We start from the raw sequence: 24,548 nt of genomic DNA, 5'->3' as shown, positions 1-24,548 counted from the left end.
ACCCAGACAGTTTTCTTGGTAGCGATTCACATGCTGCGTAATGCTCGTACTCCGCGGTGCGGACGTGGTGGATGCAAACGGAATCAGGGAAGCTGACGTGGCAGTCGAAGACGGAACAATCGTCTCCGTGGGGGACGCGCCCGATGCCGACGAGGAAATCGACGCCAGCGGGAAGTTCGTCGCGCCGGGACTCATCGACGCGCACGTTCACCTGATGATGGACGGACGCCCGGACGTGACCTCCATCGTGGACGACAACGAAACGATGCTCGCTTACCGAGCGGCCGCAAATCTCAGGTCGGCACTGGAAGCGGGCGTGACGGCCGTCCGCGACCTCGGCGCGCCGAGGTCACTCGCAATCGACGCGGGCGAGGCGGTCGATGAAGGCGTCCTCGACGGCCCGCAGGTGGTCGCCTGCGGGGAAAACGTCGTGATGACCGGCGGCCACGGCCACTGGTTCGGACGCGAAGCGGACGGTTCCGCGGAAGTCAGAAAGGCGGTCAGAGAGCAACTCAAGCGCGGCGCGGACGTTATCAAATGTATGGCAACCGGCGGGGTTCTCACCGAGGGCGCGATTACCGGCGCGCCCGAACTGGACGAAGACGAACTGACTGCTCTCGTCGAGGCCGCGAGTGCGAAATACGTCCCGACCGCGGCCCACGCCCACGGAACAGAAGGTATCAAAAACGCAGTTCGTGCTGGGATTTCGAGCATCGAACACGGCACGTTCATGGATAGAGACGCGGCGGAACTGATGGCCGAGAAAGGAACGTACTGGGTTCCGACCGTCAAAGCATCGCACGGAATTTTGACGGAAGGTGTCGAGGCGGGAATTCCCGAATACGCCGTCGAGAAAGGAGAAGAGGCCGCGAACGCGATGACGGATGCGTTCGAGTACGCACTCGACGCGGACGTGAAAATCGCGATGGGAACCGACGCCGGGACGCCGTTCAACTTCCACGGCGAGATTCCGGAGGAACTGGAACTGATGGTTGAGTACGGACTGACGCCGGAGCATGCGATGGAAGCCGCGACGGTCAACGCCGCAGACCTGCTTGGACTGTCGGATGTCGGACTAGTCGAAGAAGGATGTCGGGCAGACCTCGTCGTCCTCGACGCTGACCCCCGTGAGGACGTAACTACGTGGCAATCGCCAACACGTGTCGTGTCACGTGGAACCATTGTTCGGTGACGCGCGCACGTCACAAGGTCTTTTATATCCGGGCATGGACGAATAATGTACATGAGACGGCTTCTGGCTGTCGGCCTCATCGCGGTGTTGCTCATCGCGTCGCTCTCCGCGCCTGGCGCGACTCAGAGCGACGCCCCGACGACACCGCAGACGATTACAACCTCCCAGGAGTTCGACGATGTCGAATTTCACATTTTGGTCTACGACAACGGGTCTGCTCAATGGACGTTTCGGTACGAACGAACCTTAGCCAACGAGCAGGAACGAACCCAGTTCCAACAGTTCGCACAGGAGTTCAATAACTCGCAGACGGAACTCTACACGGACTTTCAGAAGAACGCCGTCGAATTGACTAAAACGGGTGGAAACGCAACTGGGAGGGTGATGAAGGCCGAAAACTTCTCGAAAAATGCCTATATTGGCGGTGGCGGTCTGAACAAGAACCGCGGTATCGTTGAAATGTCGTTCAAATGGAGTTCCTTCGCCGCACAGGACTCCGGTTCCATCGTTATCGGCGACGTGTTCAAAGGTGGTCTCTATCTCGGGGAGAACCAAACCCTCGTCGTCGAACCCGAAGAAGGGATGATATTCGAATCTGCGGGACCGGCGGGACAGCGGAATATGACCGACGAGACGCTCGCGGGAAGTGACACCGTCTCGTGGAGCGGCCCATACGAATTCAACGACCAGCGACCGAAAGTAACGTTCAACTCCGTCCAAGAAACGACGACTGTCTCGGGGACGACAACCCCGGGTGCCGGTGCTCCACCGGGAAGCGGCGGTGAAGAGCCGAACGCACAGTCACCGATGATGTTGTTCATCGCCGCCGTCGTCCTGCTCATTGGATTGGCCGCGGTGTTTGCGTGGCGACAAGGCAACCTCGGCTCGCTTTCGTCCACTCAGAGCACTCCCCGCGGTGGCGGCGGTGGTGCGACGACACCGGAATCGAACAGCGGCGGGAGCGCCAAACCGGCGGTCAGCGACGAGGAACTACTAACCGACGAGGCCCGCGTGAAGAAACTGCTCCGCGAAAACGGCGGTCGGATGAAGCAGGTGAACATCGTGGATGAAACCGGTTGGTCGAAATCCAAAGTGAGCATGCTCCTCTCCGAGATGGAAGACGAAGGCGAAATCAGCAAACTCCGCGTCGGCAGGGAGAATATCATCAGTTTGGACGGTCACGAACCAGATGCCGCCGGGTCGCCACTCGACCGCTGACGAGCCATCTTTTTTGCTGGTCGGTTGTACGTCGAGCCGTGTCTGTTCGCGGGTCTGAATATGCCATCCCGGGCCACAGTGTCGCCAAAACGCAACTGTTAAACAGTCCGTGCGATTATCGAAGAATGCGCTCCGTTGGTGTAGTCCGGCCAATCATCTTGCCCTCTCACGGCAAGGACCAGGGTTCGAATCCCTGACGGAGCACTCTTTTGCGGAACGAAGTGACGGAAAAGAGCGCGCACGGAAGGGATTCGAGCAAGCGAGTCGCAGGCCCGGTACGGCCGAAAGCCGCATGCCCGGAACGTCTTGACGAGTTCGAATCCCTGACGGAGCATTTTCCGAGTACAACGAGGAAAAGCGGACGCTCTGGGATTTGAGCAGATGATCCCTTGCATGTGCAACCACAACGACCAGCCTCTTCGCAACTAATTTTTCAGCGCATGCTGTCTATACTGACCCCCATCCGCTCGGTGCTTCGTTCGATAATCAACGTCATCATCGCAATCATCACGCTCCCACTGCGAATCCTGCGCCGACTGCTGTAGTCGCCCACCGGCTCCAAGTGGCATAGCTTAAGTATTCTCCAGATAATCTCCGAATATGCCTGAGTCTGTATTGGAATCATCTCCAAAGCGAACTCTCCACATCGGACGCGACCGCCCGATTCGAATCAGTACCGGCCATCGACTGCTCCATCACGACGGGAAATGTAGCCGACCCCACGGCCACAACTACGAAATCGAGGTGACCATCACTGGCGAACTCACCGAGGAAGGATGGGTCGTGGATAAGGGTGAGATTACTACGATAATATCCGAGTGGGACCATCGATTCCTACTGGAGGAAGGTGACCCACTTATCGACGCCTTCGAAGAAAGCGGCGATTCGGATTCTGTCGTGGTGTTCGACTCACCACCGACGGCCGAAGTCATGAGTTTGGAACTCGAACGCCGACTTCGGGAAGAACTGCCGGACACCGTTTCCGACGTCGGAGTCACGGTGGGTGAAACGGCGGAACTCTGTGGCGGCCCGGTGTAACCATGCCGGTGAACGCCGATGCGGGAACGGATACGAAAACAGAAGCCCACTCTCTTCCCATCAACGAGTTGTTCTACTCGCTTCAGGGAGAGGGAAAATTGGCGGGAGTCCCGACCGTCTTTGTCAGAACTAGCGGCTGTAATTTGCGCTGTTGGTTCTGTGACTCCTATCACACGTCGTGGGAACCGACGCATGCGCAGATGACGATTACCGAAATCGTCAAGGAGGTCGAATCCTACGACGCGAATCACGTCGTCGTCACGGGCGGTGAACCGCTGGTTCACGAAGAAACGAACATCCTGCTCGACCGACTTTCCGACGCGGGCTATCACACGACAGTCGAGACGAACGGGACCCTCTTTCGAGACACGGCCATCGATTTGGCGAGTATCAGCCCCAAACTCGCGTCCTCGACGCCGACTGCGGAACGCGACCCGAAGGGCGACGGTGAGTGGGCGGAGCGCCACGAAGAACGGCGAATCGACATCGACGCGCTCGCGAAATTCGTGGATAGCTACGAAACGCAACTGAAGTTCGTCGTCACGGACGAATCGGATTTGGAAGAAATCGAAACGCTGGTTTCGAAAATCCGTGACGCCGCCGATGCACCAATTCGTGACACAGATGTCCTGCTGATGCCGGAGGGAGCGACCCGCGAACGATTGGACGAAAACCGCGAACGAGTTGCGGAACTGGCGATGGAGTACGGCTACCGATACACCCCGCGACTGCACGTCGATTTGTGGAACGACGCACCGGGAACGTGAGGGTTTGAAAATGGCACACAACACGACGACAGACGACGACAGCACCGACGAATCGACCGCAAAACGCGCCCTAATTCTCGCCTCCGGCGGGATGGACAGCGCGACTGCGGCCTACGAGGCCCAAGAACAGGGATACGAACCATACTTCATGCACACCTCCTACGGCCAGCGAACCGAAGGCAAGGAGTTCGAGTGTGCGAAACGGCAAGCCGACGAACTCGACGTTTCGTTTCTTCACGTGGAAACGAGCCATCTCGCCACGATTGGCGGGTCGAGCCTGACGGACGACGAGATGGCTGTCGAAGACGCGGATTTGGACAGCGAGGAGGTGCCAGACACCTACGTTCCGTTCCGCAACGCGAACCTGCTCTCGATGGCCGTCTCCTGTGCCGAAGCGAACGACTGCGACGCCGTCTTCATCGGCGCGCACAGCGAGGATTTTTCTGGGTATCCGGACTGCCGTCCGGCGTTCTTCGAGGCGTTTCAGCAGGTAGTGAACGTCGGGACGAAAGACGACACGACCATCGACCTCGTCGCGCCGTTCGTCGAGTGGAGCAAAACCGACATCGCGGAACGAGGAACCGACCTCGGCGTTCCCTACGAATTTACGTGGAGTTGCTACCGCGAGGAAGAACCCGCCTGTGGCACCTGCGACGCTTGTGCGTTCCGACTGCAAGCGTTCCAGAATATCGGCGTGCGCGACCCGATAGAGTACGAAAAGCGACCGAACTACTGACCCGTAGTTCGCGCCGATTCAATTCTGATTTTCGGCGGATTCCGCGGTTTCCCGTCGCATTTTCTGTTCGCTCGTCTCCGCAGTCTCACTCTTCGCAGTCGATGTGACGTAGATTCCACCGAGGACGACGATTCCACCGAGAATAGTCGCACCTCCCGGAACTTGTCCGAGGATGAAAAGCGCGAGCAGGGTGCTCCCGAGGGGTTCGCCGAGGAGCGAGACGCTGACGACGCTCGATTCGACGTATTTCAGCGCCCAGTTGATGACGGTGTGGCCGAAGATTCCCGGCCCGACTGCCATTCCGAGAAACAGAAGCCACTCTACTGGGGGATAGGCAGTAAGCGCAATCGTCGCCTCGCTCGTCAGCGCGACGCCGAACAGGACGACCGTGCAGACGGTGTAGACGACGGTCACGTATGGAACGAGTGACACGCGCTGGCGGAGCGACCGCCCCGCGAGGACGTATCCCGCCGCGGCGATTGCGCCGACGACTGCCAGCGCGTTGCCGTACAGCGGATTTTTCCCGGCGACTGCTGCACCGGAAATCACCTCGGCGAACGACATTCCGATCATTCCGACCAGCGCGATGCCGATGCCGATGACCGTCCGCCGAGTGACCCGCTCGTCCAGTAGCGCCCACGCGCCGAAGGCGACGAACAGCGGTTGTGACTGCACGAGCGTCACGGATGCGGCGACTGTCGTCCACTCCAGACTCTCGAACCACGTCACGAAGTGGGCCGCGAGCGCGCCGCCGGTGACGACTGCGATGAGAAAATCTCGAGGAGAGAAGGCTTTGAGGTCGTCACGATAGCGCGTGACTGCGAGCGGCGCGAGCAGGAGCGTCGTGAACAGCACCCGGTAGAATGCCTTGATGATGCTGGGCGCATCGCTGAGTTCGATGAGAATCGCGCTCGTACTCACGGCGACGATTGCGACGGCGAGCGCGGCCATCGGAGGGACTTCGTCTTCGACCCGCTCAGCCAGATGCACCATTACTCGTCACTCACTGGTTCCGGCATCCGATTTAAACTTCCGGGTGTCGCGGCGGGGACAGAATTTTCCCTCACAGCGGAATCGGAAGCCACGATAGCCAGTTGAGCACCGTCTCCGGTCGAATCAACGGGTCGTGGAGTACCAACCAGTCGAGTAAAACGAGTCCGAGTCCGTGCGCCACGACCGAAGGAAGGAGGGAATTGCAGTCGTAATCCGCCGCGCCGAACAGCACGTCGGTTGGCCCGGAAAGGATGAGTTCTATCGGCGGTTTACCGAGGTGGTGAAACGCGTAAACGATGGGACTGATGAACACGCTCTTGAATCCGATTTTCCGAACGCCGACACAGAGCAAGCCCCGATAGTACGTTTCAGCCGCCAGAACGACGATGAACTGTTTGATTGCGTGGGGGACGAAACTTCCGAACGCGGGCGTCGCCTCCCACATCGGGTAGTAGGTTCGAATCGACGGAAGCGACGACCCGACGACGTAAAACGGAATCACGAATGCGGCCAGCAGAATGCTGTTGCGAATCGCTCGGCGGTCGATGCGATAGCCGAGATGCCGTCCGTGCGTCACCGCGAGCACGCCCGGAATGGCGATGAACAGCGTCACGTCGCGGACGAGTCGGGCGTTTAAGCTATCGCTCGGGACTTCCCACCACGACCACGCGACGGTGAGCAGTGCGCCGACGAGGAGCGATAGCTGTACCCACGTCAGCCCGAGCGTTCGCCCTTCTGCTGTCCGAACGATGCTCACGAATCGTCCGCAGTCGGAATCGGGCCGGTGCCGATAGCGTCTCGAATGTTCGCCGTGAACTCGTGTTCAGTTTGGAAGTACGTCTCGTCAACGTCCTCCAGCACGTCGGTGAGCGTCCGCGGGCCGTCGGGCGTTCGAATCGTCTCGTCGCCCTCCTTTCGGACGACTTCGCTTTTCTGAACGGGCCAGTGCAGTCGGGAGGAAACCCGTGCGACCGGGATACCCTCGACCGGTTCGCGCTCTCCGAGTTCGACGGCGGGACTCTCGTCCTCGTTGTCGTCAGCCATACCGAGGCGTTTGACAGCACGGGGATTATGCTTTTCGACACGACCTTTTACTACGGTCGCTCGTCGTTACGCTCCTCGCTCGCGGAGAGTGTGCTAGACCTCGGCGGGTGTAAAAATACCGAAACTACGGCGGCTGGTCAGCGTGCTGATTCTTGATTGTTGTCTCCTTATAGCCAGAACAGTTCGAAAAAGCGACTGCTGTTCCTCCCGCCATCGCATCCTCTTTTTTGTCCGTTTTCTGCCGGAAAGATAAAATTTCTGATGAACGTCTGACGTAGTAGTTTTGTATCAGGGGTTCAATGACGGACACATGACAAGCCTCGGGGAAACCTATCAAGGGCGCGACGGGGTCAAAAAGCGCCCGCGACGCCTCTACCTCGGCGTCGGCCTCTTCCTCGCCGGGTCACTGCTCGTCATCGTCGGTATTCTCGCCGCGACGACAACGGCGTTCGCGGGTGCCGGAGTTGGCCAGTACGGTTCGTACAAAATCGCGGGAATCACGGCCGGGTTGGGCATTCCTGCCGTGTTCGTCGGTATCTTCACCGTCCTTCCAGCGACGAGCAAACAGGTTCGCGCGGCGGTTGCAATCGGTTCGAGCATCTCGGTTCTCGGCGTTGCGATGTTCTGGTACGCGTATCCGCAACACTGGCGCGGATTCGGACAGAACCTCACCCTCCCGGTCGTCGCCGTCTACTTCGTCGGCCTCATCACGACGTTCTGCTGTCTGTTCGTCGCCGTCGTGAACTTCAAGACGCGCAACGACCCCGGTGGCACCGTCACGATGGAAGTGACGCGCAAGGGCGAGACGAAAATCGTCGAAGTGGAACGAAAGTCCGGATTCGGAAGCGTCGGCATCTTCGGCGACCCACCCGAAGACGGCATGGACGCCGTCAGCGACGGGGGCGCGACGACCGACGATATTTCGTCGCCGATGGGTTCTGAACAGACCCAAACCGCGGACGACGCGACTGCAACCACGGCAGGCACAACAACCATCACAGGAACGACGACGAACTCCGCATCCCCGGCGAACCCGACCGACGCCTACTGTGGCAACTGCACCCACTTCGATTACGTCCGTACCGACAGCGGAATGACGCCGTACTGCGGCCTCCACGACCAGCGAATGACCGATATGGACGCCTGCGAGCAGTGGCAATCGAATCGCTAACTCGCTTTCGAATTTTCACAGGTCGGAAAGCGTCCGTTCGACCGACTTCCAATGACTTCCTTTCCAGAACTGCTTTCGACAGTCCTGACACCGCCAAATTTGTTTTCCATTCGGTGCGTGTTCAGGAGACTCGCCATCGTCTCGAATCAGTTTCCCGTTACACGAAGAACACCGCGAAGGTTCGGAAAGCGACAGGTCGAATCCTCGTGCGTCTAGTTCTCGCAGTTGCTCAATCACGTCGAGCGACGTGAGCAAAATCCCGTTTTCGGCGCGCTCCGAAAGCAGTTCATCTCGCGTGATGAGCGTTCTTCTCTCTACCTGTGCCAGTTCCAAAATTTGGTCGTCGTCCTCGACATCCCTATCGAGCGCGTAGGCCGTATCGTAGCCACACATCCGCAGATAGGTCGTGAGTTTGCCTAACATTACGTCGAGAAAGAGCGTCGGGCGAGTCAAAGACGAGGCCGACGAGGGTGAATCCATCAGTGAACGAAGTCCCGAACCGCCTCCGCATCCCACGTGTTCAGCACGTCTCCTGCCTCTGCCCACCCGCGACGGGCCGTATGGACGCCGTACCGGACGTTTCCGTATTCGGCGGGACTGTGTGCGTCGGTGTTAATTGCAATCGTCGCGCCCTCTTCGACCGCGACCTGTACCGCGCCGCCCCACAAATCGAGTCTGCTGGGATTGCTGTTGATTTCGAGAGCCACGTCGTTCTCGACTGCCGCAGCGGCCACCTCGCGCACGTCGAAATCGAGGCCGGGTCGCTGGTTGATGAGTCGGCCGCTCGGATGGCCGAGTATATCCACGCTCGGGTGTTCCATCGCCCGAATCAGGCGCTCCGTGGCGTCTCCATTCAGTGCGCTGTGCGGGGAGGCAACGACGATGTCCAACTCCTCCAGCACGTCGTCCGCGACGCTGATTCCGCCGTCTCCTTCGATGTTGGCTTCGACGCCCGCGAACACCTCGATTTCGGCGTCGTCTGCAACCGCCCGGATTTCGCCTATCTGTTCGCGGAGTTCGTCGTCGTCCAGTCCGACGCCGCCGACCATTCCCGGCCCCGTCGCGTGGTCGGAGATGGAGATGTAGTCGTGCCCGAACTCGGCTGCACCTTCGACCATCTCCGCGATGGCGTTGTTTCCGTCAGACCATTGGGTGTGCAAGTGAAGGTCGCCGCGAACGTCGTCTTCCTCAATGAGGTCAGGGAGTTCCCCGGCGAGTGCGGCGTCGATTTCGCCGTTGTCCTCGCGCATTTCGGGTGCGATTAGCGGAAGGCCGAGGGCTTCGTACATACTCGCTTCCGTCTCTCCCGCGACTTTCTCGCCGACTCGCTGGCCTGCATCCGGGTCGTCCACGTCGGAGATGTCGAACACGCCGTACTCGTTCACCTTCAACTCGCGCTCGATGGCGTGGTTCCGCAGGGTGATGTTGTGATTCTTGCTCCCCGTAAAGTACTGAAGCGCGCTGCCGAACTCGTCGGGAACCACGACGCGAAGGTCGATTCGCATGTCCGAAACGCGAATCGCGGCTTTGTCGGTTCCCGCTTCGATTACCTCCGTCGCGCGCTCCCAATCGGCGAAAGCGTCTACGACGGCCTGTTTGTCCTCGCTCTCGGCCAGCACGTCTACGTCGCCGATGGTCTCACACCATCTGCGAATCGAGCCACCCATTTCACAGCGGCCGACCGACGGAATATCGGAGACGAACGTAAGCACCTGTTCGCCTACCGGCCGCGCGTTTCCGAGCAGTTCGCGCCCTCGAATCGTGCGGGCGAACTCGATGCCGTCTACGATGTTCTCCTCGGTTTTCGGGCCGAACCCCTTGATTTCCTGAATTTCTCCTGCGCGAGCGACTTCCTCCAAATCGTCCAGCGTCTGCACCCCGAGTTCCTCGTAGAGGGTTCCGACCGTTTTCGGGCCGACGCCCTCCACGCGCGTCAGTTCGGCCATCTGTACCGGGAGGTTTGCACGCTCTTCCTCCAGTTCCTCGATTTCACCCGTCTCGAAGTATTCGACGACTTTTCCCGCGATGGAGTCGCCGACCTGCGGAATCTTTCCGATGGCATCCGGGCCGTCCTCGGCCAACTCCTCGATGGCTTCTGGATAGTCCCGGATGTTGTCGGCGGCGCGGCGATACGACTGGGGTTTGTACTGTACGTCCTGTGCGTCGAGCAAGTCCGCGTACTCCTCGAACAAATCGGCGATTTCTGCGTTTCTGCTCATAATCGTGATCGTTTGCTGGCGTCTTTTTTCCCCAATGCTTTCTGGAGGAACGACATCCACCGTTTCTGGTCGGCGGCCTCCTTCGCTTTCTCTTCTGCTTCGAGATTCGTCCCCCCGAGACTTTCCAGCGCGTTCAGCGCGCGGTCGATTCCGATGATGCTTTCGACCAGTCGTTCGCCCTCTTCGTGGGTGATATCGCCCTCTTCGAGTCGTTGTTTTCGCTGAAGACGCTCCCGGCGAAGATTCGTCTTCGCCTGCTCCACCCGGTCGCGTTCTCCGGGTGGAACCGTATCCCGTCGTTTGATTTCGAAGACGAACTCGCGCAGGTCGATGTCCTGTCCCTGCACCGTGATTTCCTCCGGAATGGATGCGCCGACGGTCGCACCCTCGCGCTCGACGCGCTCCAGTAGCCCTTTGCGCTCGTACTCTTTCACGCCCACTACTCGTCGTTCCGGGAGCAAAAACTTCCTGCCCTCCCCCTATGCGTTCGATGAATAAATCTCGTCGAGAGAATGAGGCTTGAAAAAGCATTAACCACTCGGACTACAACAGGGGGCATGAAGAAACCCGGAGAGGTGTTTGAGGATTCTCGCGTTTACGACCCCGGTATCGAAGCCATCGTTCCACGATACGACGAACTTCACGACGCAATTTTGAACGCACCGCCACAGGGACGGAGCGAAGATATTCACGTTCTCGAACTCGGTGCTGGCACTGGCGAACTCACTGCCAAACTGCTCACGCGCTTTCCCGAAAGCAGCGTCCTCGCGGTTGACCACAGCGAACGGATGCTCGCCGAGGCCGAGCGCAAACTGGAGACGTTCGGCGACCGCGTCCAAATCGAACAGGGGACGTTTCCGGACGACCACCCCAGTGGCGAATCGAAGTTCGACCTCGTCATCTCCTCGCTCGCGGTTCATCACCTCACGTCCGACGAAAAACAAACCCTGTTCAGCAACATTCACGAGGCGCTCGTTCCCGGCGGCTGGTTTTTCAACGGCGACGTGGTTCGGTTCGACGCCGACCACCTCGAAACGCTCTCCGACGCGATGATTAAAAACTGGGTTCGCTCGAAAGGGTGGGAAGAAGAGGAGTTCATGAACCGCTGGCAGGCCAGCGACGACTACGACGACCCCGACACGCTGACCGACCAACTCGTCTGGCTCCGCGAAGCGGGATTCGACTCCGTCACCTCCATCTGGCAGTACTACAACTTCGCCGTCTACGGCGGACGAAAATCGGAATAAGTCGTTGTTTTTCGGTTTGCTGGCCACAAATTCCTTTTAGCTGAACGACTGAGGTAGATGCAAATAGCATGGCGTCGCACACTCCCGACTCTAGGGCACTTTCTTCGACACGCCGAGACGACACGCTCAGCGTTTTGGTGTTCGCCTCGGGGTTGGCGCTGTTGACCCGCGGTGCCGCGGGTTCGTTCGCCGATGCGTTCCCCGCGGATGGCCTTTTCGCCGTTTCGGGGGTGCAGATGGGAGCCGTCACGGTAGCCCTCTCACTGCTCGCGTTCGCGGTTGCCACCGTTTACGCGAGTCGCGGGGGGTCGTTGCTCGATTGTTTGGTTCTGGCGTCCGCGCCGTGGGTTGGCCTCGTTCTTGCGATTTGGGAGGGCATTCGTTCGTCCAGCGGTTCGCTTTTCGGACTGCGATCGTTTGCGCTCTGTTTGCTCTCCGGGGCGGTGTTCGGAAGCGTCGCGTACTTGGTCGGCCTCGGCATCCCACGACTCGTCGGCGAGCATCGCACCCGACCGTAATCAGCGACCGGCATCGTCACCCAAACCCATTTGACCTGTCGGTTCAAAAGTCGGAACAATGGCGCAATGCGACGAATGTGGGCAACACGAGAACATGCCGTACAAATGCCGGATGTGCGGCAGGACGTTCTGTGGCGACCACCGCCTTCCGGAAAATCATTCCTGTCCGGGGTTGAACGAGTGGAACGACCCGGAAGGTGTCTTCGATAGCGGCTTCGACGACAGCGTGAATCAGCAGGGCCGGAGCAGTAGCTTTGGCATCAACACCGGTACGGGCGGGCCGCTGGCCTATTTCCGCGGAAATATGACGTTCGTCTTCCTCGGCCTGATGTGGCTGACGTTTATCTTCCAATACGGTATCGCTCCGCTTGTGTTGGGGATTCCAACGAACTCACTCGAATGGTTCAATCTCTTCACCCTGAACACCGCGAATCCGTTCTACGTCTGGACATGGGTCACCTCCGTCTTCGCGCACGGCGGCTTCGGCCACATCGCGATCAACAGCATCGTGCTGTACTTTTTTGGCCCCCTCGTGGAGCGGCGGGTCGGGAGCAAGAAGTTTACCGTCCTGTTTCTGGTGACGGGCGCACTCGCAGGACTCGCACAGGTCTGGGCGACCATCCTCACCGAACCGGGCGTCTTCGTCCCCGTCCTCGGTGCGAGCGGCGCGATTGCGGCCATCATGGGTGTGATGACGGTTTTGAATCCAAATCTCCGGATTTATATCTACTTCATCCTCCCGATGCCGCTGTGGATAGCGACCCTGCTGTTCGCCATCTATTCGGCGTTCACGAGCGTCATCGGCGGTATCGGCGCTGGCGGTGTCGCGCAACTCGCCCACTTGACGGGTCTCGGACTGGGTCTGCTATACGGTGCGAAACTGAAGCGGGACGGAGAACGCGCCCCGCAGGAACTCCAGTTCGGTGGCGGCGGACGCGGCGGAATGGGCGGTAGACGGTTCTAATGCGCGTCGTCCATCCCGAATTTGCGCCCGATGCGTCGTTGTCGCGCGAGGAGATGGAAACGCTTCAGTACGATGTCGCGGAGACGGCTACTTTTCGAGACGAGTTCGATTTCGACCCCGAGAGCGTTCGCACTGGGTCGTCCGACGACGACCAGCGCGAACTGCCGACCGGGAAATCGGACACGGGCGAGAAGCCAATCGTCGTCGGCGTCGACCAAGCCTTCGTCGGCGAAAAGGCGGTGAGCGCCATCGTCGCGGCGCGCGATGGCGAGGTCATCGAGCGAACCCACGCGGTGGTCGAAACAGAAATTCCGTACATTCCCGGTCTGCTCTCATTTCGGGAGGGAACTGCGATTTTGCGGGCCTTCGAGGAACTGTCGGTCGAACCCGACCTCGCAATTGTTGACGGAAGTGGGCGAATCCACTATCGGGAGGCCGGAATCGCCACCCACATCGGTGTCATGCTCGATTTGCCCGCGATTGGGGTGGCGAAAAACCTGCTCTGCGGGAAACTGCGCGAACCGATACAGGGTCATCTGTCGGAAGGTGAACGGATTCCGGTGCTCGCAAACGAGCGCGTCAGCGCACCTGACGGGACAGTCATCGGCTACGCGCTCCAATCGCGCCAGTACGACAATCCCGAAAAACGCCACGTCAACCCGCTGTACGTCAGTCCGGGCCATCGCGTGAGCGCAGAAACGACCGCAGACCTCGTCTGGCAACTCTGTGCTGGCTACAAACTCCCCGAACCCACGCGGCGCGCGGACGCCTACGCCGACGAGGTGAAGGAAACCGTTGGTTCTTAGCCACCCCCGTCCGAAAGAAGGGCCAATGACTGAGACTGTGCTGATTACGGGTTGCTCGTCGGGAATCGGTCGGGAAACCGCGCTTTCGTTCCTCGCAGACGGTTGGGAAGTGTACGCGACTGCGCGAAATCCCGCCGACATCGAAACGCTCGGCGACAAAGGATGTAACATCGCTACGCTGGACGTAACCGAGGACGACGACATAGAGCGCGTCGTCGGCGAAATCGTGGACGACCACGGCCACATCGACTGCCTCGTCAACAACGCGGGCTACGCTCAACCCGGCCCCGTCGAAGACGTGCCGATAGAAGAGGTGCAGGCGCAGTTCGACGTGAACGTCTACGGCCCGCTTCGCCTCGTTCGGGAAGCACTTCCGCACATGCGTGAACGCGGCAAAGGAACCATCGTCAACGTCTCCAGCGCTGTCGGTCGCGTTTCGGTGCCCGGCATGGGAATCTACAGCGGGTCGAAGTTCGCGCTGGAAGGGATTTCGGACGCGCTTCGCTCGGAAGTAGACGACTACGACGTGGACGTTGTCTTGGTCGAACCCGGCCCAGTCGATACGCAGTTCTACGTCCGAGCGAACGGCGAAATCGAGGGCGTCGAACGCTCCGGTGCCTACGAACGATTTTACGAAATGTACGGCGACCGGCAGGCGATAGACGGTGGCATGCCCGGTGCAGTGCATCCGAAGGAAGTCGCCGACACGATTCTCGATTCGGCGAACGTCCAGCATCCGAAAGCCCGGTATCCAGTTGGAACCGTTGCAGAACTCACCGACTACGTCCGAATCCTGCCCGCCGAATGGCTCGACAAGGGATACGGGGCGATTTCCAGCCTCACGTCCAGCGATTGGGCGAAGAAGTTCCTCGGATGATTTCGAACCGGGAGGCGCTTGCGACGACACCCGCCCGCGAAACCGCACTGGCCTGTCTCGAAGCAGGTATCGAATCAGCGCACCCGCAGACGGTCGTCCACGAGAAAATCGAACTTGTCGGCGATTCGCTCCGAATCGCCGACCGAGAGTACGACCTCTCCGAGTTCGACGAAATCCTCGTCCTCGGCGGGGGAAAAGCCTCCGCGCAGGTCGCAGTCGCACTCGAATCCCTCCTTGGCGAGCGAATCGACCGCGGAGCGGTCGTGACCAACGACCCGGAAGAAACTGACCGAGTTGAAGTGCTTCCCGGCGACCATCCCGTTCCGAGCAGAGAGGGCGTCGAAAGTACGAAAAAAGTCCTCGAACTCGCGGATTCCGCCGACGAAAACACGCTCGTTCTCGCCGCCATCACGGGGGGAGCGAGCGCACTCCTGCCTGCTCCCGCAGGCGATATTCCGCTCGCCGAGATGCAAACCGCGACTCGCACCCTGCTCGATTTGGGTGCGACCATCGACGAAATCAACGCAGTCAGAAAACACTGCTCCGCGCTGAAAGGCGGGCAGTTTGCGGGGACAGCATCTCCAGCAACCATCGTTGGCCTGCTGTTCAGCGACGTGGTCGGCGACGACCCGAGCATCATCGGCAGCGGGCCGACAGCACCCGACGGAACGACGTTTTCCGACGCGCTCGCGGTTCTCGACCAGTACGGAGTTGATTCGGAAGCCGATGATGTATCGCGGATTCGAACACACTTCGAACGCGGTGATGCCGGAGATCTACCCGAAACGCCCACCGCAACCGATTCGGTTTTCGAGCGCGTCACGAACCACGTTCTGGCCGATAATTTCACCGCCCTCGACGCTGCCCGCGAAACCGCAGAAGAACGCGGCTACGACGCGATGATTCTATCCTCGCGCGTACGTGGGGAGGCGCGGGAATCCGCGACTACACACGTCGCTATCGCCGAGGAGGTACTGGCGACCGGAAATCCGATTTCGCCACCGGCAGTTTTGCTGTCGGGCGGCGAGACGACCGTTTCCGTCCACGGGGACGGAGACGGCGGGCCGAATCTGGAGTTCGCGCTCGGCGCACTGCTGGAGCTCGATTCTGAAATTACGGTCGCCAGCGTCGATACCGACGGAAAAGACGGAAGTACGAACGCCGCAGGCGCGCTGGTAGACGAAAAAACGTCGACAGCAGATGGTCGGAAAGCCCTACACTCGAACGACTCCTACCCGTTTTTGGATTCGGTCGGCGCGCTCGTGAAAACCGGTGCGACGGGGACGAACGTGAACGACCTCCGGGTTTTGATCGTCGAATGACGCATCTCGTTTCTGGCCGCTCGGGAGCGGCCAGAAACGGGACATCATATTCTTCAACGCGTCATTACCGTGGATTACGCCTGCGTTGAAATCCTTTTCAAGCCCTACTCCAGACAGGCCGCGACGACGCGCAACATCTCTTCTCCTCGCACTTCGTCGGCGAACAAAGGAACGCGCTTGATGTCGTGGCCGCGGAACACCTCTTGTGCTTCTCGCAGAGCGCCCTGTTGAACGTCCCACCGCTGTTGACAGAACTCACAACTGTCGAGGTTCGGCGTGACGAACTGGCTCGAATCGACGGCGTCCGTCACGTCGGCCAGATTCTCCATCACGCGGTTTACGACCACGGTTCCGACGGGGATGTCGAAGTCGTCCAACTGCGTGAGCAGGCGTTTGGATTCGAAGACGCTCATCTCCTCGGGAATCATGACGACGCGGAAATCAGTCTTCGACGGGTCGCGGAGCGTCGTGCGAAGACGCTCGATTTGGGCCTTCATCGCATCCAAATCGTCCATTCCTTCCTTCGGGTCGGCTTCGCCGCCGAACATTCCCTTCATTCCGTCCATCATGCCTTGGAATCGCTGACGGAGCGAGACGATTCGGCCCACCATCGTATCCATGATTTCGGGCAGTTCGAGCAGTCGAAGCGTGTGCCCGGTTGGAGCGGTGTCCACTACCACGCGGTCGAATCGGTCGTCGTCCAGAAATTCGATGAGTTTCTGCATCGCGGCGGCCTCGTCGGCCCCCGGCATCGCCCCGCCGAGGAGGGACGCCATCGGCCCGTCTTCTTCGTTTCCGAGCATCCCACCGAGCGGACTGTCGGTTCCGAGCATTCCGGCTTGATTTTCCAGCGCCGCGTCCGGGTCGATTTCGGCGGCGTACAGCGGAATCTCCTCGCGGATTTTCGTCGCCTCCGCTGGAATATCGCATTCGAACGTATCCGACAACGAGTGCGCCGGGTCGGTCGAAACGACCAGCGTCCGGGTGCCGTCGCGAGCGCTCGCAAGCCCCGTCGCGGCGGCACAGGTCGTTTTGCCGACGCCTCCTTTCCCGCCGTACAGTACGTACTCCGGCGCCTCGATGCCCGTCGGAACGTCCCCCTCGTCGATTCGTTCGACGGCCTCCACGTCGATTTCGGCCATACCGGAGGTATCCGGCGGAGGTTTGTGTAGCTTCTGTATCTCTCGTCGCCGCGTTTTCGTGGACGGGGTTTTCAATCGAGACGTTTCGATGTAGCTGTCAATTTTAGAAAACTAATTTAGGAATACCGCTAGGTAGTCCCGACTCCAATCAGACAGCAACCGCCCCGCATCAGCCACGAACCTCCCCAACCGATTCGCTCACTCGCTGGCGCTCGCTCACTCATCCACCATCAGAGGCACGCTCTGATGAGCCATTCGCTCGCTCCTCCGTCGCTCACGAAGACCTCGCGCGGCCTCAGCTCGGCGTCTCGCCCGACGATGTCCGAGACGCCTCGCCAGCGCGCGCCACATCGCTCGGTTAAATCAGCCGAAAGGATGCGCCAGCGCACTCGGACGAGTGCCGAACGACAGAGACGCGAGTCCAATCCTGCGCTGGCGGGGAGGTTGGGGAGACTGCGGTGGCGGTGCGGCGACGGCGGTTTCAGTGACGTCGTGATTTACTCGAAAAATGCGACGCAACAACAGCGATTGCCGACCCGACACAAATTCCGTTTTCACACGACTCCCTAGAGTTCAAATACGAAGCCGAAACCAAACACGGCGGACACTTCCGGTCGTAACTGCGAAACGCCACAAAATCCCCGGTTTCGCAACGACCGATAGTCTGCCTAACCCACGTACTGAACTCGGATGGGTGCGCCAATCCGGAGCGTGACGACCAAAGCAGTCCAGTAGCGTCTATCCGAAGTAATCCGCGAGTCGCTCCGCGGCTTCCTCCACTTCCGGCGTGACGAGCGCGAATCGAACCCAGTCGTCGCGCGACGAGCCGAAGGCTTCGCCGGGCATGCCTGCCACGCCCGCCTCGTCGATGAGTTTCTCGACGTTCGAGAGCGTGCCGGGGAAATCGGGGAATCGCGCCATGACGTAGAACGCGCCGTCCGGTTCCGAGTAGTCTGCGCCTGCGGCGTCCAGTGCGCTGGTGAACGTCTCCACTCGCGATTTCAACAATTGCCGATTCTCCTCGTGGTACTCGGGCGTCGTCTCGCGGAGCGCATGGAGCACCGCGTACTGCGCCGGACGACTCGTCGCCACATTGGTCAGCATGTGCCGGGTTTTCGCCACGTCCACGAGTTCCGGCGGGAAGATTGCGTAGCCGACGCGAAAACCGGTGATTGCCAAGGTTTTCGAAAACGAGTTCGTGACGATGCGATTGTCGGAGTCGAACGACAACGCGCTGGTGAACTTCCCGGAGAAATCGAAGTGGTCGTACACCTCGTCGCTGACGAGCAGTGCGTCATACTCCTCGGCGATACTGACGAACTCGCGCATCGTCTCCTCGTCGTACACTGCACCAGTCGGGTTGTTCGGCGAGTTGACGACGATTCCGGCTGTGTTCTCGCTGGCTTGCTCACGGACTGCTTCGGGCGAGAGCGTGCCGTCCTCGTCGGTAGCGACGAACCGCGCAGTTGCGCCGAGCATCTTCGTTTTGCCGGGGTAGTACGGATACACCGGGTCGGTTAGAATGAACTCGTCGCCCGATTCGCGCTCCATCGCGCGGGCCATCGCCAGATAGTTCGCCTCGCCGCCACCGCAGGTCACGACGACCTGCGACTGGTCAACGTCGCGCCGGGCGGCGATTTCCTCGCGTAATTCACGCAGACCTTCGCTCGGGGGGTACTGGAAATCAGCACCACCGAGGTCGGCGTATTCGTGCAGTCCGTCGGAAATTCCGGGCGGCGACCCCCAGTCGGGATTACCGCTGACCATGTCGATAACGTCGTGTTCTGCTTCCATGGCGTAGGACATCACGTGAAAGAACAACGGGGTATCGTAGTCCATACCGGGTGGTTGCAGTACTGGCAAGTCTTTCTTTCGCCCGAAATCATTAGCTGTTCGGAAATCGCAGTCGAAGTATGGAGCCAACTGTCGATCCGGATGCGGTGCGGTCGTACTACGACTACATCGACGCCGAAGCCTACGAGGACGTATTCTCGCTATTCGCGAACGACATCGTGTACGAGCGTCCCGGCCAGTCACCGCTGTCCGGAATAGCCGAGTTCCGCGAGTTCTACCTCGATGGCCGACCGCTCGAAGACGGTGAGCACGAAATCGAGCAGTTGATTATCGGCGAGGACACGGTAGCCGTCCGCGGGCGATTCAGCGGCGTCCAAGACGGCGAGCGCGTTTCGTTCGGCTTTTCTGATTTTCACCGGTTCGATTCGGAGAGCAAGATAACGGAGCGAACGACCTACACCGACCGCGATACGGTCTGATAGGACACCCGATTTCGCCCGTTCGACCCCTACCTTCTTTCTCGCCCGTTGCGTTTTCTCCCGCATGAGCACCGACGCCCACCCAATCGAGGAACGACTCGCAGATGCCCTCAAAAATGCAGGCGCGACCATCGCAACTGCGGAATCCTGTACCGGCGGCCTCATCGGGTCGCTGTTGACCGACGTTTCCGGGTCGAGCGACTACTTCGACCGCGGGTTCGTCACCTACTCCTACGACGCGAAGATGGAACACCTCGGCGTCACGCGCGAGGTGCTTGACGAACACGGGGCTGTAAGCGAACCTGTGGCTCGGCAGATGGCGCGCGGTGCGCGGGACGTTTCCGGAACGACGTGGGGACTCGCCACGACCGGAATCGCAGGGCCGACCGGTGGAACATCGGAAAAGCCAGTCGGCACCGTCTTCATCGGAGTTGCCCACACGGGCGAGTGGGGAACCGGGGATAGCTACGCGACCGTCGAACGCTACGAGTTCGACGGGTCGCGGGCGGAAATCAAAGCAAAAATCGCGCGGCAGGCGCTTGTCGATGTTCTCTCCGAACTGAGATAAAAAGGAAAACCTTGATACTGCAGGGTGGGACGTGCAATCGAATGAATCGGAAAGAACACGTCCTGAACGCCGCACTGCTGGCTATCGGACTCGGGTACGTGCTCCATCCGTCCGGCGATACGGTCACGTTCTACACCATCATCGAAGTCGGGGTTCCGGTCATCCTCGGGGCGCTCTTTCCCGATGTGGACACGGCCTTCGGTAAACACAGAAAGACGCTTCACAATCTTCCGGTGTTGGGGCTGTTCTACGTCTTCCCATTGGTGTTCGGTAACCTCGAATACGTTTGGATAGGCGTTCTCACCCACTACGTGCTGGACATGCTCGGAAGCAAGCGCGGACTCGCGTGGTTCTACCCCTACGAAAAAGAGTTCGGCGCGCCGTTCGGCGTCGCCGTGAGTAGCAATCACGCGACGAGCGTCACGCTCCTGGTCACAGCCTTCGAAATCGCCGTGGCGGCGTTGTTGGTTCATCACCAGTTAGTCGTGGACGCCGGTCTGACGGCTGTCGGAATGCAGTAAGTCGGTTGGAGTAGAACCGGCGGCAACGACGATTTTCAGTACACGCTCACGTCGTCGAATCGACCGTCGTATTCGTCGCGGTCTGGATGGGTCGCTTCCATCCCCGAAAGAATTAGTCGGTTGAATTTCCCCCATGTGTTTTCCCAACCGAGGTGCGCGAACTCCGCCCGTCGGCGGAGTTCGTGCGAACGCCCATTCCGGTGGACAACGCGAGTGAGGCCGCCGTCCCGGATTCGCTCCACCAGTTCTGCCGCGGTTTTGACGTGCGTGTCGAGCGTCGTCCACGCCTCGCCGACGCTCCGACGGAGGTGTGCATACGACGACCCGAATGCCGGTTTGGCGGTGTCTTCTACGATTTCTTTCGCTCGGCGATTGTGTCGTCGAAGCTGTTTCGGATTGTACGTTTCGACGGCGTGGATGACATCGCCGTGGACGCAGATGTCCGCTTCCGACAGGCCGACGTTGAGAAACTCCGGATGGGGAATCAGAACGGCGGCACCCTGCCGGTCGAGTTCCTGCATTGCTCCGGTGAGCGTGATGAAATCCGGAACGGGTTCGGTAAGTCCCACCGCGAGGACGTGTTTCCGGTTGCGCCACGTCCCGGTGAACACCTCTCGCGCCGGGACGATGAGCAGTTCATCGTCCGAAAACCGCTCCGCCTGCCGACGTATCTCCGGAAGCCGAACGAAATGCGGCGCGTAGACTAATGCATCGAGACTACGGTCTTTTGCTCGTTGGACGACCTGCTCGTCCAGCACTTTCACGTGCATATCGACACGAAACTCGTCGCAGTCGGTCACGGCGTACTTTTGTGAAGGTCGGACGATAGTGGTTCTGGTTTCGAGAGCTAGAAGTAGGGATGTGTGAAAGTCAACACCGATGACGGCTCTGTATTTCGACCTCGACGGAACATTGGTACATCACGAGATTTCCTTCGAGGAGATGTTCGAGCGAGCGCGGCACGAAGCGAACGTCTCCGACCACGATGGACTCCACGACGAATACGTGACCTCCTTTCTCGACTATTTCGGAGAGTGCCATCCGGAACCGTATCGGGCCGCGCTGGATGACCTCTGTAACGATTTCTCCCTCGACACCGACGGCGAGACGTTTGCCGACGCACTCATCGAGGTGGAACTGTCGCACACGGACCTCGTGGATGGCGCGCACGAACTGCTCGCTTCGTTCGCAGACGACCCAGACCACGAACTCGGCATTTTGACGAACGGTGCTGGACACGTCCAGCGGGCGAAACTGGAGACACACGGCCTCGACTCCTATTTCGATGCTGTCGTCGTTTCCTGCGAGGTCGGCGTCGGAAAACCGGAATCGGGAATTTTCGAGGTCGCCAAAGAGAAACTATCAGGAGATGGGTTCGTATTCGTCGCAGACGACGTCGAACGGGACGTGCTTCCGGCCCAACGAGCAGGGTTTACGGGCGTTTTGCTCTCGGAATCGGTCGATTCGCGGGCAGACAACTGTGTCGAGGAGCTTTCTGCTGTTCGAACGCTTCTCGCCTGACGAGCAGGAAAAGGTTTTATCATCGGGATTACAGAGTCAACACACGAATGCCCGCCTGGGAATGTGACATCGACGGCTGTGGGGAACACTTCGACAGCGTCGAGAACGCCATCGTCCACCAGACCACGGAGCACGAGCGCCGCGAATGTAAGGTCTGCGGAACGGTCGTACCGGATGGCTATTTCGCCATCCGGCACGCCTTCGAAGAACACTCGCGCGCCGAGTACGTCCGCGCCTACGACGCCGATTCGAGCGACGTTCGAACTCGGGAGCGAATCCGAGACGAAATCGAGGATTCGGCGAACCTCCAACAGGTGGTCGAGCGACTCGACGGAACCAGCGGAACCGAACTCCCCTGACGGGACGAAGTAAACTATTTTGAGGCGGGTACGCAATCGTTCCAATATGGATACGCTTGCGGACGTAAACGAAATCGTCCACGAACCGACGGAGGAGTTCGTGGAGTCCACGAACGTCTGGCAGTTCATGCAGGAACACGACATCGCGGACTACGAGGAACTAATCGAGAAAACGTGCGGCGAGGTCGATTGGTTCTGGGACGAACTGGTGGAGTACCTCGGAATCGAGTTCTACGAAGAGTACGACGCGGTTCGGGACGACACCGACGGGCCGCAGTTTTCCGACTGGTACCCCGGCGGGAAAATCAACATCGCGCACAACACGCTCGACCGGCACGCGCGAACCGACAGTCCGAACCGGAACAACGTCGCCTGCATCTGGGAAGGCGAACCGGGCGACGTTCGGGAAATCACGTATCACGAACTCCAGCGCGAATCGAATAAGGTGGCGAACGCGCTGGAAGAGCGCGGCATCGGAAAAGGCGACACCGTCGGCCTCTACATGCCGATGGTTCCGGAAGTTAACTCGATTCTGTACGGCATCTTCAAAGTCGGTGCGATTGCGGTGCCCATCTTCTCCGGGTTCGGTACCGACGCGACCGCGACGCGAATCGAGGATTCCGAATGTTCGGTGCTGTTCACGGGCGACGGCTTCTACCGCAGGGGAAGCGACATCGTGCTGAAGAACACGGCGGACGAAGCGATAGAGCAGGTCGGCCACGTCGAACACACTATCGTCTACGAGCGACTGGGCACTGACGCGGGCGCGGAGATTCCGTGGGACGACGAGCGAGACGAGTGGTGGGACGAAGCAGTCCTCACGCAGGACGACGAGTACGAGACGAAAGAACTCGATTCCAGTGACGAGGCGATGCTGTTGTACTCCTCTGGAACGACGGGCAAACCGAAAGGTATCGTCCACACCCACGCCGGGCAGTTGATGCAGTGTGCGAAGGAGATTTACTTCGGTTTCGACCACAAGGATTCTGACCGTTTCTTTTGGGTGTCCGACATCGGGTGGATGATGGGGCCGTGGACGCTCATCGGGAACCACGCCTTCGGCGGCACCGTCTTCATGTACGAAGGTGCGCCGGACTACCCCGACCCCGACCGGTTCTGGGAGATGATCGACCGACACGGACTGACGACGTTCGGCATTTCCCCGACCGCGATTCGGGCGCTCCGGCAGTATGGCGACGAATGGCTGGAAAATCACGACCTCTCGTCGCTTCGCCTACTCGGTTCGACCGGCGAACCGTGGGACCCGGAATCATGGCAGTGGTTCTACGAAAACGTCGGCGGGAGCGAAGCGCCAATCATCAACATCTCGGGCGGCACCGAAATCTGTGGCTGTTTCCTCATGCCGATGCCGATTCAGTCGCTCAAACCGTGCACCCTCGGCGGGCCGGGACTCGGCATGGACATCGACATCGTCAACGAGCAGGGCGAATCCATCGTGGACACCCACGAACGCGGCTACCTCGTCGCGCGTGATTCCTGCCCGAGCATGACGAAGTCGCTCTGGTCGGGCGACGAACGCTATCTGAACACCTACTGGTCTACGTTCGACGACATGTGGAACCACGGCGATTGGGCACAGAAGGACGAGGACGGCTTCTGGTTCCTCCACGGGCGCTCCGACGACGCCATCAACGTGGCTGGTAGAAAGGTCGGCCCTGCCGAAGTCGAGGGTGCGCTGATGGACCACGAGGCGGTGAATCAGGCCGCCGCGGTCGGCGTGCCGGACGACACGACCGGACAGGCCGTCGTCACCTACGTCATCCTCGAAGGGGACGTGACCGGCAACGACGACCTGCGCGAGGAACTGCGCGAACAGGTCGGCGACGAACTCGGCAAACCGTTCCGCCCCCGCGAAATCCTGTTCGTGGACGAGTTCCCGAAAACGCAGTCAGGCAAAATCATCCGCCGGGCCATCGAGGCGGCTTACACGGGCGAGGAGTTGGGCGACATGAGCAGTATCGAGAATCCCGACTCGCTCGACAAACTCGAAGACGCGAAGTAAAGAGTAAAACGGGGGTTCCAAGCGAGTCA

Annotated in this window: 27 protein-coding genes and 1 tRNA gene; 19 read left to right on the top strand and 9 right to left on the bottom strand. The window is 59.8% G+C overall.

Annotated features, from left to right (window positions below; all coding sequences use genetic code 11):
* The first annotated feature begins 40 nt into the window (after nucleotides 1-40).
* From BW974_RS04375 to queC, 6 genes are all read left to right on the top strand, one after another.
* Nucleotides 41-1,192 (top strand): metal-dependent hydrolase family protein, encoded by a 1,152-nt coding sequence (locus BW974_RS04375; protein WP_076428328.1) that lies wholly within the window; start codon nucleotides 41-43, stop codon nucleotides 1,190-1,192.
* Nucleotides 1,193-1,243: 51 nt separating this feature from the next.
* The gene (locus tag BW974_RS04370; protein ID WP_076428327.1) at nucleotides 1,244-2,410 is read left to right on the top strand and encodes a helix-turn-helix transcriptional regulator; all 1,167 of its coding nucleotides are present in this window, start codon (nucleotides 1,244-1,246) and stop codon (nucleotides 2,408-2,410) included.
* A 129-nt stretch (nucleotides 2,411-2,539) separates the two neighbouring features.
* Nucleotides 2,540-2,614, top strand: a tRNA-Glu gene (locus BW974_RS04365).
* A gap of 396 nt (nucleotides 2,615-3,010) precedes the next feature.
* The gene (locus BW974_RS04360; protein ID WP_076428325.1) at nucleotides 3,011-3,448 is read left to right on the top strand and encodes a 6-pyruvoyl trahydropterin synthase family protein; all 438 of its coding nucleotides are present in this window, start codon (nucleotides 3,011-3,013) and stop codon (nucleotides 3,446-3,448) included.
* Nucleotides 3,449-3,450: 2 nt separating this feature from the next.
* Nucleotides 3,451-4,215 (top strand): 7-carboxy-7-deazaguanine synthase QueE, encoded by a 765-nt coding sequence (locus tag BW974_RS04355; protein ID WP_076428323.1) that lies wholly within the window; start codon nucleotides 3,451-3,453, stop codon nucleotides 4,213-4,215.
* 10 nt (nucleotides 4,216-4,225) lie between these two features.
* Nucleotides 4,226-4,951 (top strand): 7-cyano-7-deazaguanine synthase QueC, encoded by a 726-nt coding sequence (gene queC, locus BW974_RS04350; RefSeq protein ID WP_076428322.1) that lies wholly within the window; start codon nucleotides 4,226-4,228, stop codon nucleotides 4,949-4,951.
* 18 nt (nucleotides 4,952-4,969) lie between these two features.
* Here the strand turns inward: queC and BW974_RS04345 are convergent, their stop codons facing one another.
* From BW974_RS04345 to BW974_RS04335, 3 genes are all read right to left on the bottom strand, one after another.
* On the bottom strand, nucleotides 4,970-5,944 hold the full coding sequence (locus tag BW974_RS04345; RefSeq protein ID WP_084186193.1) for a DMT family transporter: 975 nt from the start codon (nucleotides 5,942-5,944) through the stop codon (nucleotides 4,970-4,972).
* 70 nt (nucleotides 5,945-6,014) lie between these two features.
* Nucleotides 6,015-6,701, bottom strand: coding sequence for a CPBP family glutamic-type intramembrane protease (locus tag BW974_RS04340; protein WP_076428320.1), 687 nt, complete (start codon nucleotides 6,699-6,701; stop codon nucleotides 6,015-6,017).
* Nucleotides 6,698-6,988, bottom strand: a complete 291-nt coding sequence (locus tag BW974_RS04335; RefSeq protein ID WP_076428319.1) for a DUF5789 family protein — start codon at nucleotides 6,986-6,988, stop codon at nucleotides 6,698-6,700. Before BW974_RS04335 ends, BW974_RS04340 begins: the two co-directional genes overlap by 4 nt.
* Before the next feature lie 310 nt (nucleotides 6,989-7,298).
* Here BW974_RS04335 and BW974_RS04330 point away from each other — a divergent pair, with 310 nt between their 5' ends.
* Complete coding sequence (locus BW974_RS04330; RefSeq protein WP_076428317.1) at nucleotides 7,299-8,159, top strand: cell division protein CdpA domain-containing protein; 861 nt, start codon at nucleotides 7,299-7,301, stop codon at nucleotides 8,157-8,159.
* Between the two features lie 15 nt (nucleotides 8,160-8,174).
* On the opposite strand, the gene BW974_RS04325 is transcribed toward BW974_RS04330, so the two are convergent.
* From BW974_RS04325 to BW974_RS04315, 3 genes are read right to left on the bottom strand one after another with little or no spacing between them, the layout of a single operon-like run.
* The gene (locus BW974_RS04325; RefSeq protein ID WP_076428315.1) at nucleotides 8,175-8,639 is read right to left on the bottom strand and encodes a Mut7-C RNAse domain-containing protein; all 465 of its coding nucleotides are present in this window, start codon (nucleotides 8,637-8,639) and stop codon (nucleotides 8,175-8,177) included.
* Complete coding sequence (polX, locus tag BW974_RS04320) at nucleotides 8,639-10,378, bottom strand: DNA polymerase/3'-5' exonuclease PolX (protein ID WP_076428313.1); 1,740 nt, start codon at nucleotides 10,376-10,378, stop codon at nucleotides 8,639-8,641. The genes BW974_RS04325 and polX overlap by 1 nt, the downstream gene beginning before the upstream one ends.
* Nucleotides 10,375-10,812, bottom strand: a complete 438-nt coding sequence (locus BW974_RS04315; protein WP_076428311.1) for a DUF5788 family protein — start codon at nucleotides 10,810-10,812, stop codon at nucleotides 10,375-10,377. The genes polX and BW974_RS04315 overlap by 4 nt, the downstream gene beginning before the upstream one ends.
* A 123-nt stretch (nucleotides 10,813-10,935) precedes the next feature.
* On the opposite strand from BW974_RS04315, the gene BW974_RS04310 reads away from it, so the two are divergent.
* From BW974_RS04310 to BW974_RS04285, 6 genes are all read left to right on the top strand, one after another.
* Nucleotides 10,936-11,625, top strand: coding sequence for a class I SAM-dependent methyltransferase (locus BW974_RS04310; protein ID WP_076428309.1), 690 nt, complete (start codon nucleotides 10,936-10,938; stop codon nucleotides 11,623-11,625).
* Between the two features lie 68 nt (nucleotides 11,626-11,693).
* Nucleotides 11,694-12,143 (top strand): hypothetical protein, encoded by a 450-nt coding sequence (locus BW974_RS04305; protein WP_076428307.1) that lies wholly within the window; start codon nucleotides 11,694-11,696, stop codon nucleotides 12,141-12,143.
* A 58-nt stretch (nucleotides 12,144-12,201) separates the two neighbouring features.
* Nucleotides 12,202-13,107, top strand: coding sequence for a rhomboid family intramembrane serine protease (locus tag BW974_RS04300; protein WP_076428305.1), 906 nt, complete (start codon nucleotides 12,202-12,204; stop codon nucleotides 13,105-13,107).
* Nucleotides 13,107-13,913, top strand: coding sequence for an endonuclease V (locus BW974_RS04295; protein ID WP_076428302.1), 807 nt, complete (start codon nucleotides 13,107-13,109; stop codon nucleotides 13,911-13,913). The genes BW974_RS04300 and BW974_RS04295 overlap by 1 nt, the downstream gene beginning before the upstream one ends.
* A 25-nt stretch (nucleotides 13,914-13,938) precedes the next feature.
* Nucleotides 13,939-14,790 (top strand): SDR family oxidoreductase, encoded by an 852-nt coding sequence (locus BW974_RS04290; protein WP_076428300.1) that lies wholly within the window; start codon nucleotides 13,939-13,941, stop codon nucleotides 14,788-14,790.
* On the top strand, nucleotides 14,787-16,112 hold the full coding sequence (locus tag BW974_RS04285; protein WP_076428298.1) for a glycerate kinase type-2 family protein: 1,326 nt from the start codon (nucleotides 14,787-14,789) through the stop codon (nucleotides 16,110-16,112). The genes BW974_RS04290 and BW974_RS04285 overlap by 4 nt, the downstream gene beginning before the upstream one ends.
* 104 nt (nucleotides 16,113-16,216) lie before the next feature.
* On the opposite strand, the gene BW974_RS04280 is transcribed toward BW974_RS04285, so the two are convergent.
* Nucleotides 16,217-17,254: an ArsA family ATPase gene (locus BW974_RS04280; protein ID WP_076428296.1), complete on the bottom strand. Its 1,038-nt coding sequence runs from the start codon at nucleotides 17,252-17,254 to the stop codon at nucleotides 16,217-16,219.
* A 738-nt stretch (nucleotides 17,255-17,992) separates the two neighbouring features.
* Nucleotides 17,993-19,093, bottom strand: coding sequence for a pyridoxal phosphate-dependent aminotransferase (locus BW974_RS04275; protein WP_076428294.1), 1,101 nt, complete (start codon nucleotides 19,091-19,093; stop codon nucleotides 17,993-17,995).
* 74 nt (nucleotides 19,094-19,167) lie between these two features.
* Between BW974_RS04275 and BW974_RS04270 the strand changes: the two genes are divergently transcribed.
* The 3 genes from BW974_RS04270 to BW974_RS04260 all read left to right on the top strand — a co-directional run bounded on the left by BW974_RS04270 (nucleotide 19,168) and on the right by BW974_RS04260 (nucleotide 20,616).
* Nucleotides 19,168-19,527, top strand: coding sequence for a nuclear transport factor 2 family protein (locus BW974_RS04270; protein ID WP_076428292.1), 360 nt, complete (start codon nucleotides 19,168-19,170; stop codon nucleotides 19,525-19,527).
* Nucleotides 19,528-19,591: 64 nt separating this feature from the next.
* Entirely contained in the window at nucleotides 19,592-20,095 is a 504-nt protein-coding gene (locus BW974_RS04265) for a CinA family protein (protein ID WP_076428290.1), read from the top strand.
* A gap of 41 nt (nucleotides 20,096-20,136) precedes the next feature.
* On the top strand, nucleotides 20,137-20,616 hold the full coding sequence (locus tag BW974_RS04260; protein WP_076428288.1) for a metal-dependent hydrolase: 480 nt from the start codon (nucleotides 20,137-20,139) through the stop codon (nucleotides 20,614-20,616).
* A gap of 35 nt (nucleotides 20,617-20,651) precedes the next feature.
* Here BW974_RS04260 and BW974_RS04255 read toward each other — a convergent pair whose 3' ends face one another.
* Complete coding sequence (locus tag BW974_RS04255; protein WP_076430231.1) at nucleotides 20,652-21,386, bottom strand: PHP-associated domain-containing protein; 735 nt, start codon at nucleotides 21,384-21,386, stop codon at nucleotides 20,652-20,654.
* A 109-nt stretch (nucleotides 21,387-21,495) separates the two neighbouring features.
* Between BW974_RS04255 and BW974_RS04250 the strand changes: the two genes are divergently transcribed.
* Genes BW974_RS04250 through BW974_RS04240 form a run of 3 tightly spaced genes read left to right on the top strand, consistent with a single transcriptional unit; the run spans nucleotide 21,496 to nucleotide 24,519 of the window.
* On the top strand, nucleotides 21,496-22,137 hold the full coding sequence (locus BW974_RS04250) for an HAD family hydrolase (protein ID WP_076428286.1): 642 nt from the start codon (nucleotides 21,496-21,498) through the stop codon (nucleotides 22,135-22,137).
* Nucleotides 22,138-22,184: 47 nt separating this feature from the next.
* Complete coding sequence (locus BW974_RS04245) at nucleotides 22,185-22,496, top strand: DUF7565 family protein (protein ID WP_076428284.1); 312 nt, start codon at nucleotides 22,185-22,187, stop codon at nucleotides 22,494-22,496.
* A 46-nt stretch (nucleotides 22,497-22,542) separates the two neighbouring features.
* The gene (locus BW974_RS04240) at nucleotides 22,543-24,519 is read left to right on the top strand and encodes an AMP-binding protein (RefSeq protein ID WP_076428282.1); all 1,977 of its coding nucleotides are present in this window, start codon (nucleotides 22,543-22,545) and stop codon (nucleotides 24,517-24,519) included.
* The last annotated feature ends 29 nt before the right edge of the window (nucleotides 24,520-24,548 follow it).

Source organism: Haladaptatus litoreus (genome assembly GCF_900156425.1).
GTDB classification, from domain to species: domain Archaea; phylum Halobacteriota; class Halobacteria; order Halobacteriales; family Haladaptataceae; genus Haladaptatus; species Haladaptatus litoreus.
Note: the sequence above shows the minus strand (reverse complement) of the source record. Positions and strands in the feature narration are given on the sequence as shown.

What these genes read in the sequence shown, in the direction of transcription:
- BW974_RS04325 (WP_076428315.1), bottom strand. Translation starts at nt 8,639, where the DNA reads ATGGATTCACCCTCGTCGGCCTCGTCTTTGACTCGCCCGACGCTCTTT.
- BW974_RS04260 (WP_076428288.1), top strand. Translation starts at nt 20,137, where the DNA reads ATGAATCGGAAAGAACACGTCCTGAACGCCGCACTGCTGGCTATCGGA.
- polX (WP_076428313.1), bottom strand. Translation starts at nt 10,378, where the DNA reads ATGAGCAGAAACGCAGAAATCGCCGATTTGTTCGAGGAGTACGCGGAC.
- BW974_RS04300 (WP_076428305.1), top strand. Translation starts at nt 12,202, where the DNA reads ATGGCGCAATGCGACGAATGTGGGCAACACGAGAACATGCCGTACAAA.
- BW974_RS04335 (WP_076428319.1), bottom strand. Translation starts at nt 6,988, where the DNA reads ATGGCTGACGACAACGAGGACGAGAGTCCCGCCGTCGAACTCGGAGAG.
- BW974_RS04280 (WP_076428296.1), bottom strand. Translation starts at nt 17,254, where the DNA reads ATGGCCGAAATCGACGTGGAGGCCGTCGAACGAATCGACGAGGGGGAC.
- BW974_RS04330 (WP_076428317.1), top strand. Translation starts at nt 7,299, where the DNA reads ATGACAAGCCTCGGGGAAACCTATCAAGGGCGCGACGGGGTCAAAAAG.
- queC (WP_076428322.1), top strand. Translation starts at nt 4,226, where the DNA reads ATGGCACACAACACGACGACAGACGACGACAGCACCGACGAATCGACC.
- BW974_RS04355 (WP_076428323.1), top strand. Translation starts at nt 3,451, where the DNA reads ATGCCGGTGAACGCCGATGCGGGAACGGATACGAAAACAGAAGCCCAC.
- BW974_RS04240 (WP_076428282.1), top strand. Translation starts at nt 22,543, where the DNA reads ATGGATACGCTTGCGGACGTAAACGAAATCGTCCACGAACCGACGGAG.
- BW974_RS04290 (WP_076428300.1), top strand. Translation starts at nt 13,939, where the DNA reads ATGACTGAGACTGTGCTGATTACGGGTTGCTCGTCGGGAATCGGTCGG.
- BW974_RS04265 (WP_076428290.1), top strand. Translation starts at nt 19,592, where the DNA reads ATGAGCACCGACGCCCACCCAATCGAGGAACGACTCGCAGATGCCCTC.
- BW974_RS04375 (WP_076428328.1), top strand. Translation starts at nt 41, where the DNA reads ATGCTCGTACTCCGCGGTGCGGACGTGGTGGATGCAAACGGAATCAGG.
- BW974_RS04360 (WP_076428325.1), top strand. Translation starts at nt 3,011, where the DNA reads ATGCCTGAGTCTGTATTGGAATCATCTCCAAAGCGAACTCTCCACATC.
- BW974_RS04305 (WP_076428307.1), top strand. Translation starts at nt 11,694, where the DNA reads ATGGCGTCGCACACTCCCGACTCTAGGGCACTTTCTTCGACACGCCGA.
- BW974_RS04245 (WP_076428284.1), top strand. Translation starts at nt 22,185, where the DNA reads ATGCCCGCCTGGGAATGTGACATCGACGGCTGTGGGGAACACTTCGAC.
- BW974_RS04275 (WP_076428294.1), bottom strand. Translation starts at nt 19,093, where the DNA reads ATGGACTACGATACCCCGTTGTTCTTTCACGTGATGTCCTACGCCATG.
- BW974_RS04255 (WP_076430231.1), bottom strand. Translation starts at nt 21,386, where the DNA reads ATGCACGTGAAAGTGCTGGACGAGCAGGTCGTCCAACGAGCAAAAGAC.
- BW974_RS04370 (WP_076428327.1), top strand. Translation starts at nt 1,244, where the DNA reads ATGAGACGGCTTCTGGCTGTCGGCCTCATCGCGGTGTTGCTCATCGCG.
- BW974_RS04295 (WP_076428302.1), top strand. Translation starts at nt 13,107, where the DNA reads ATGCGCGTCGTCCATCCCGAATTTGCGCCCGATGCGTCGTTGTCGCGC.
- BW974_RS04250 (WP_076428286.1), top strand. Translation starts at nt 21,496, where the DNA reads ATGACGGCTCTGTATTTCGACCTCGACGGAACATTGGTACATCACGAG.
- BW974_RS04285 (WP_076428298.1), top strand. Translation starts at nt 14,787, where the DNA reads ATGATTTCGAACCGGGAGGCGCTTGCGACGACACCCGCCCGCGAAACC.
- BW974_RS04310 (WP_076428309.1), top strand. Translation starts at nt 10,936, where the DNA reads ATGAAGAAACCCGGAGAGGTGTTTGAGGATTCTCGCGTTTACGACCCC.
- BW974_RS04270 (WP_076428292.1), top strand. Translation starts at nt 19,168, where the DNA reads ATGGAGCCAACTGTCGATCCGGATGCGGTGCGGTCGTACTACGACTAC.
- BW974_RS04345 (WP_084186193.1), bottom strand. Translation starts at nt 5,944, where the DNA reads ATGGTGCATCTGGCTGAGCGGGTCGAAGACGAAGTCCCTCCGATGGCC.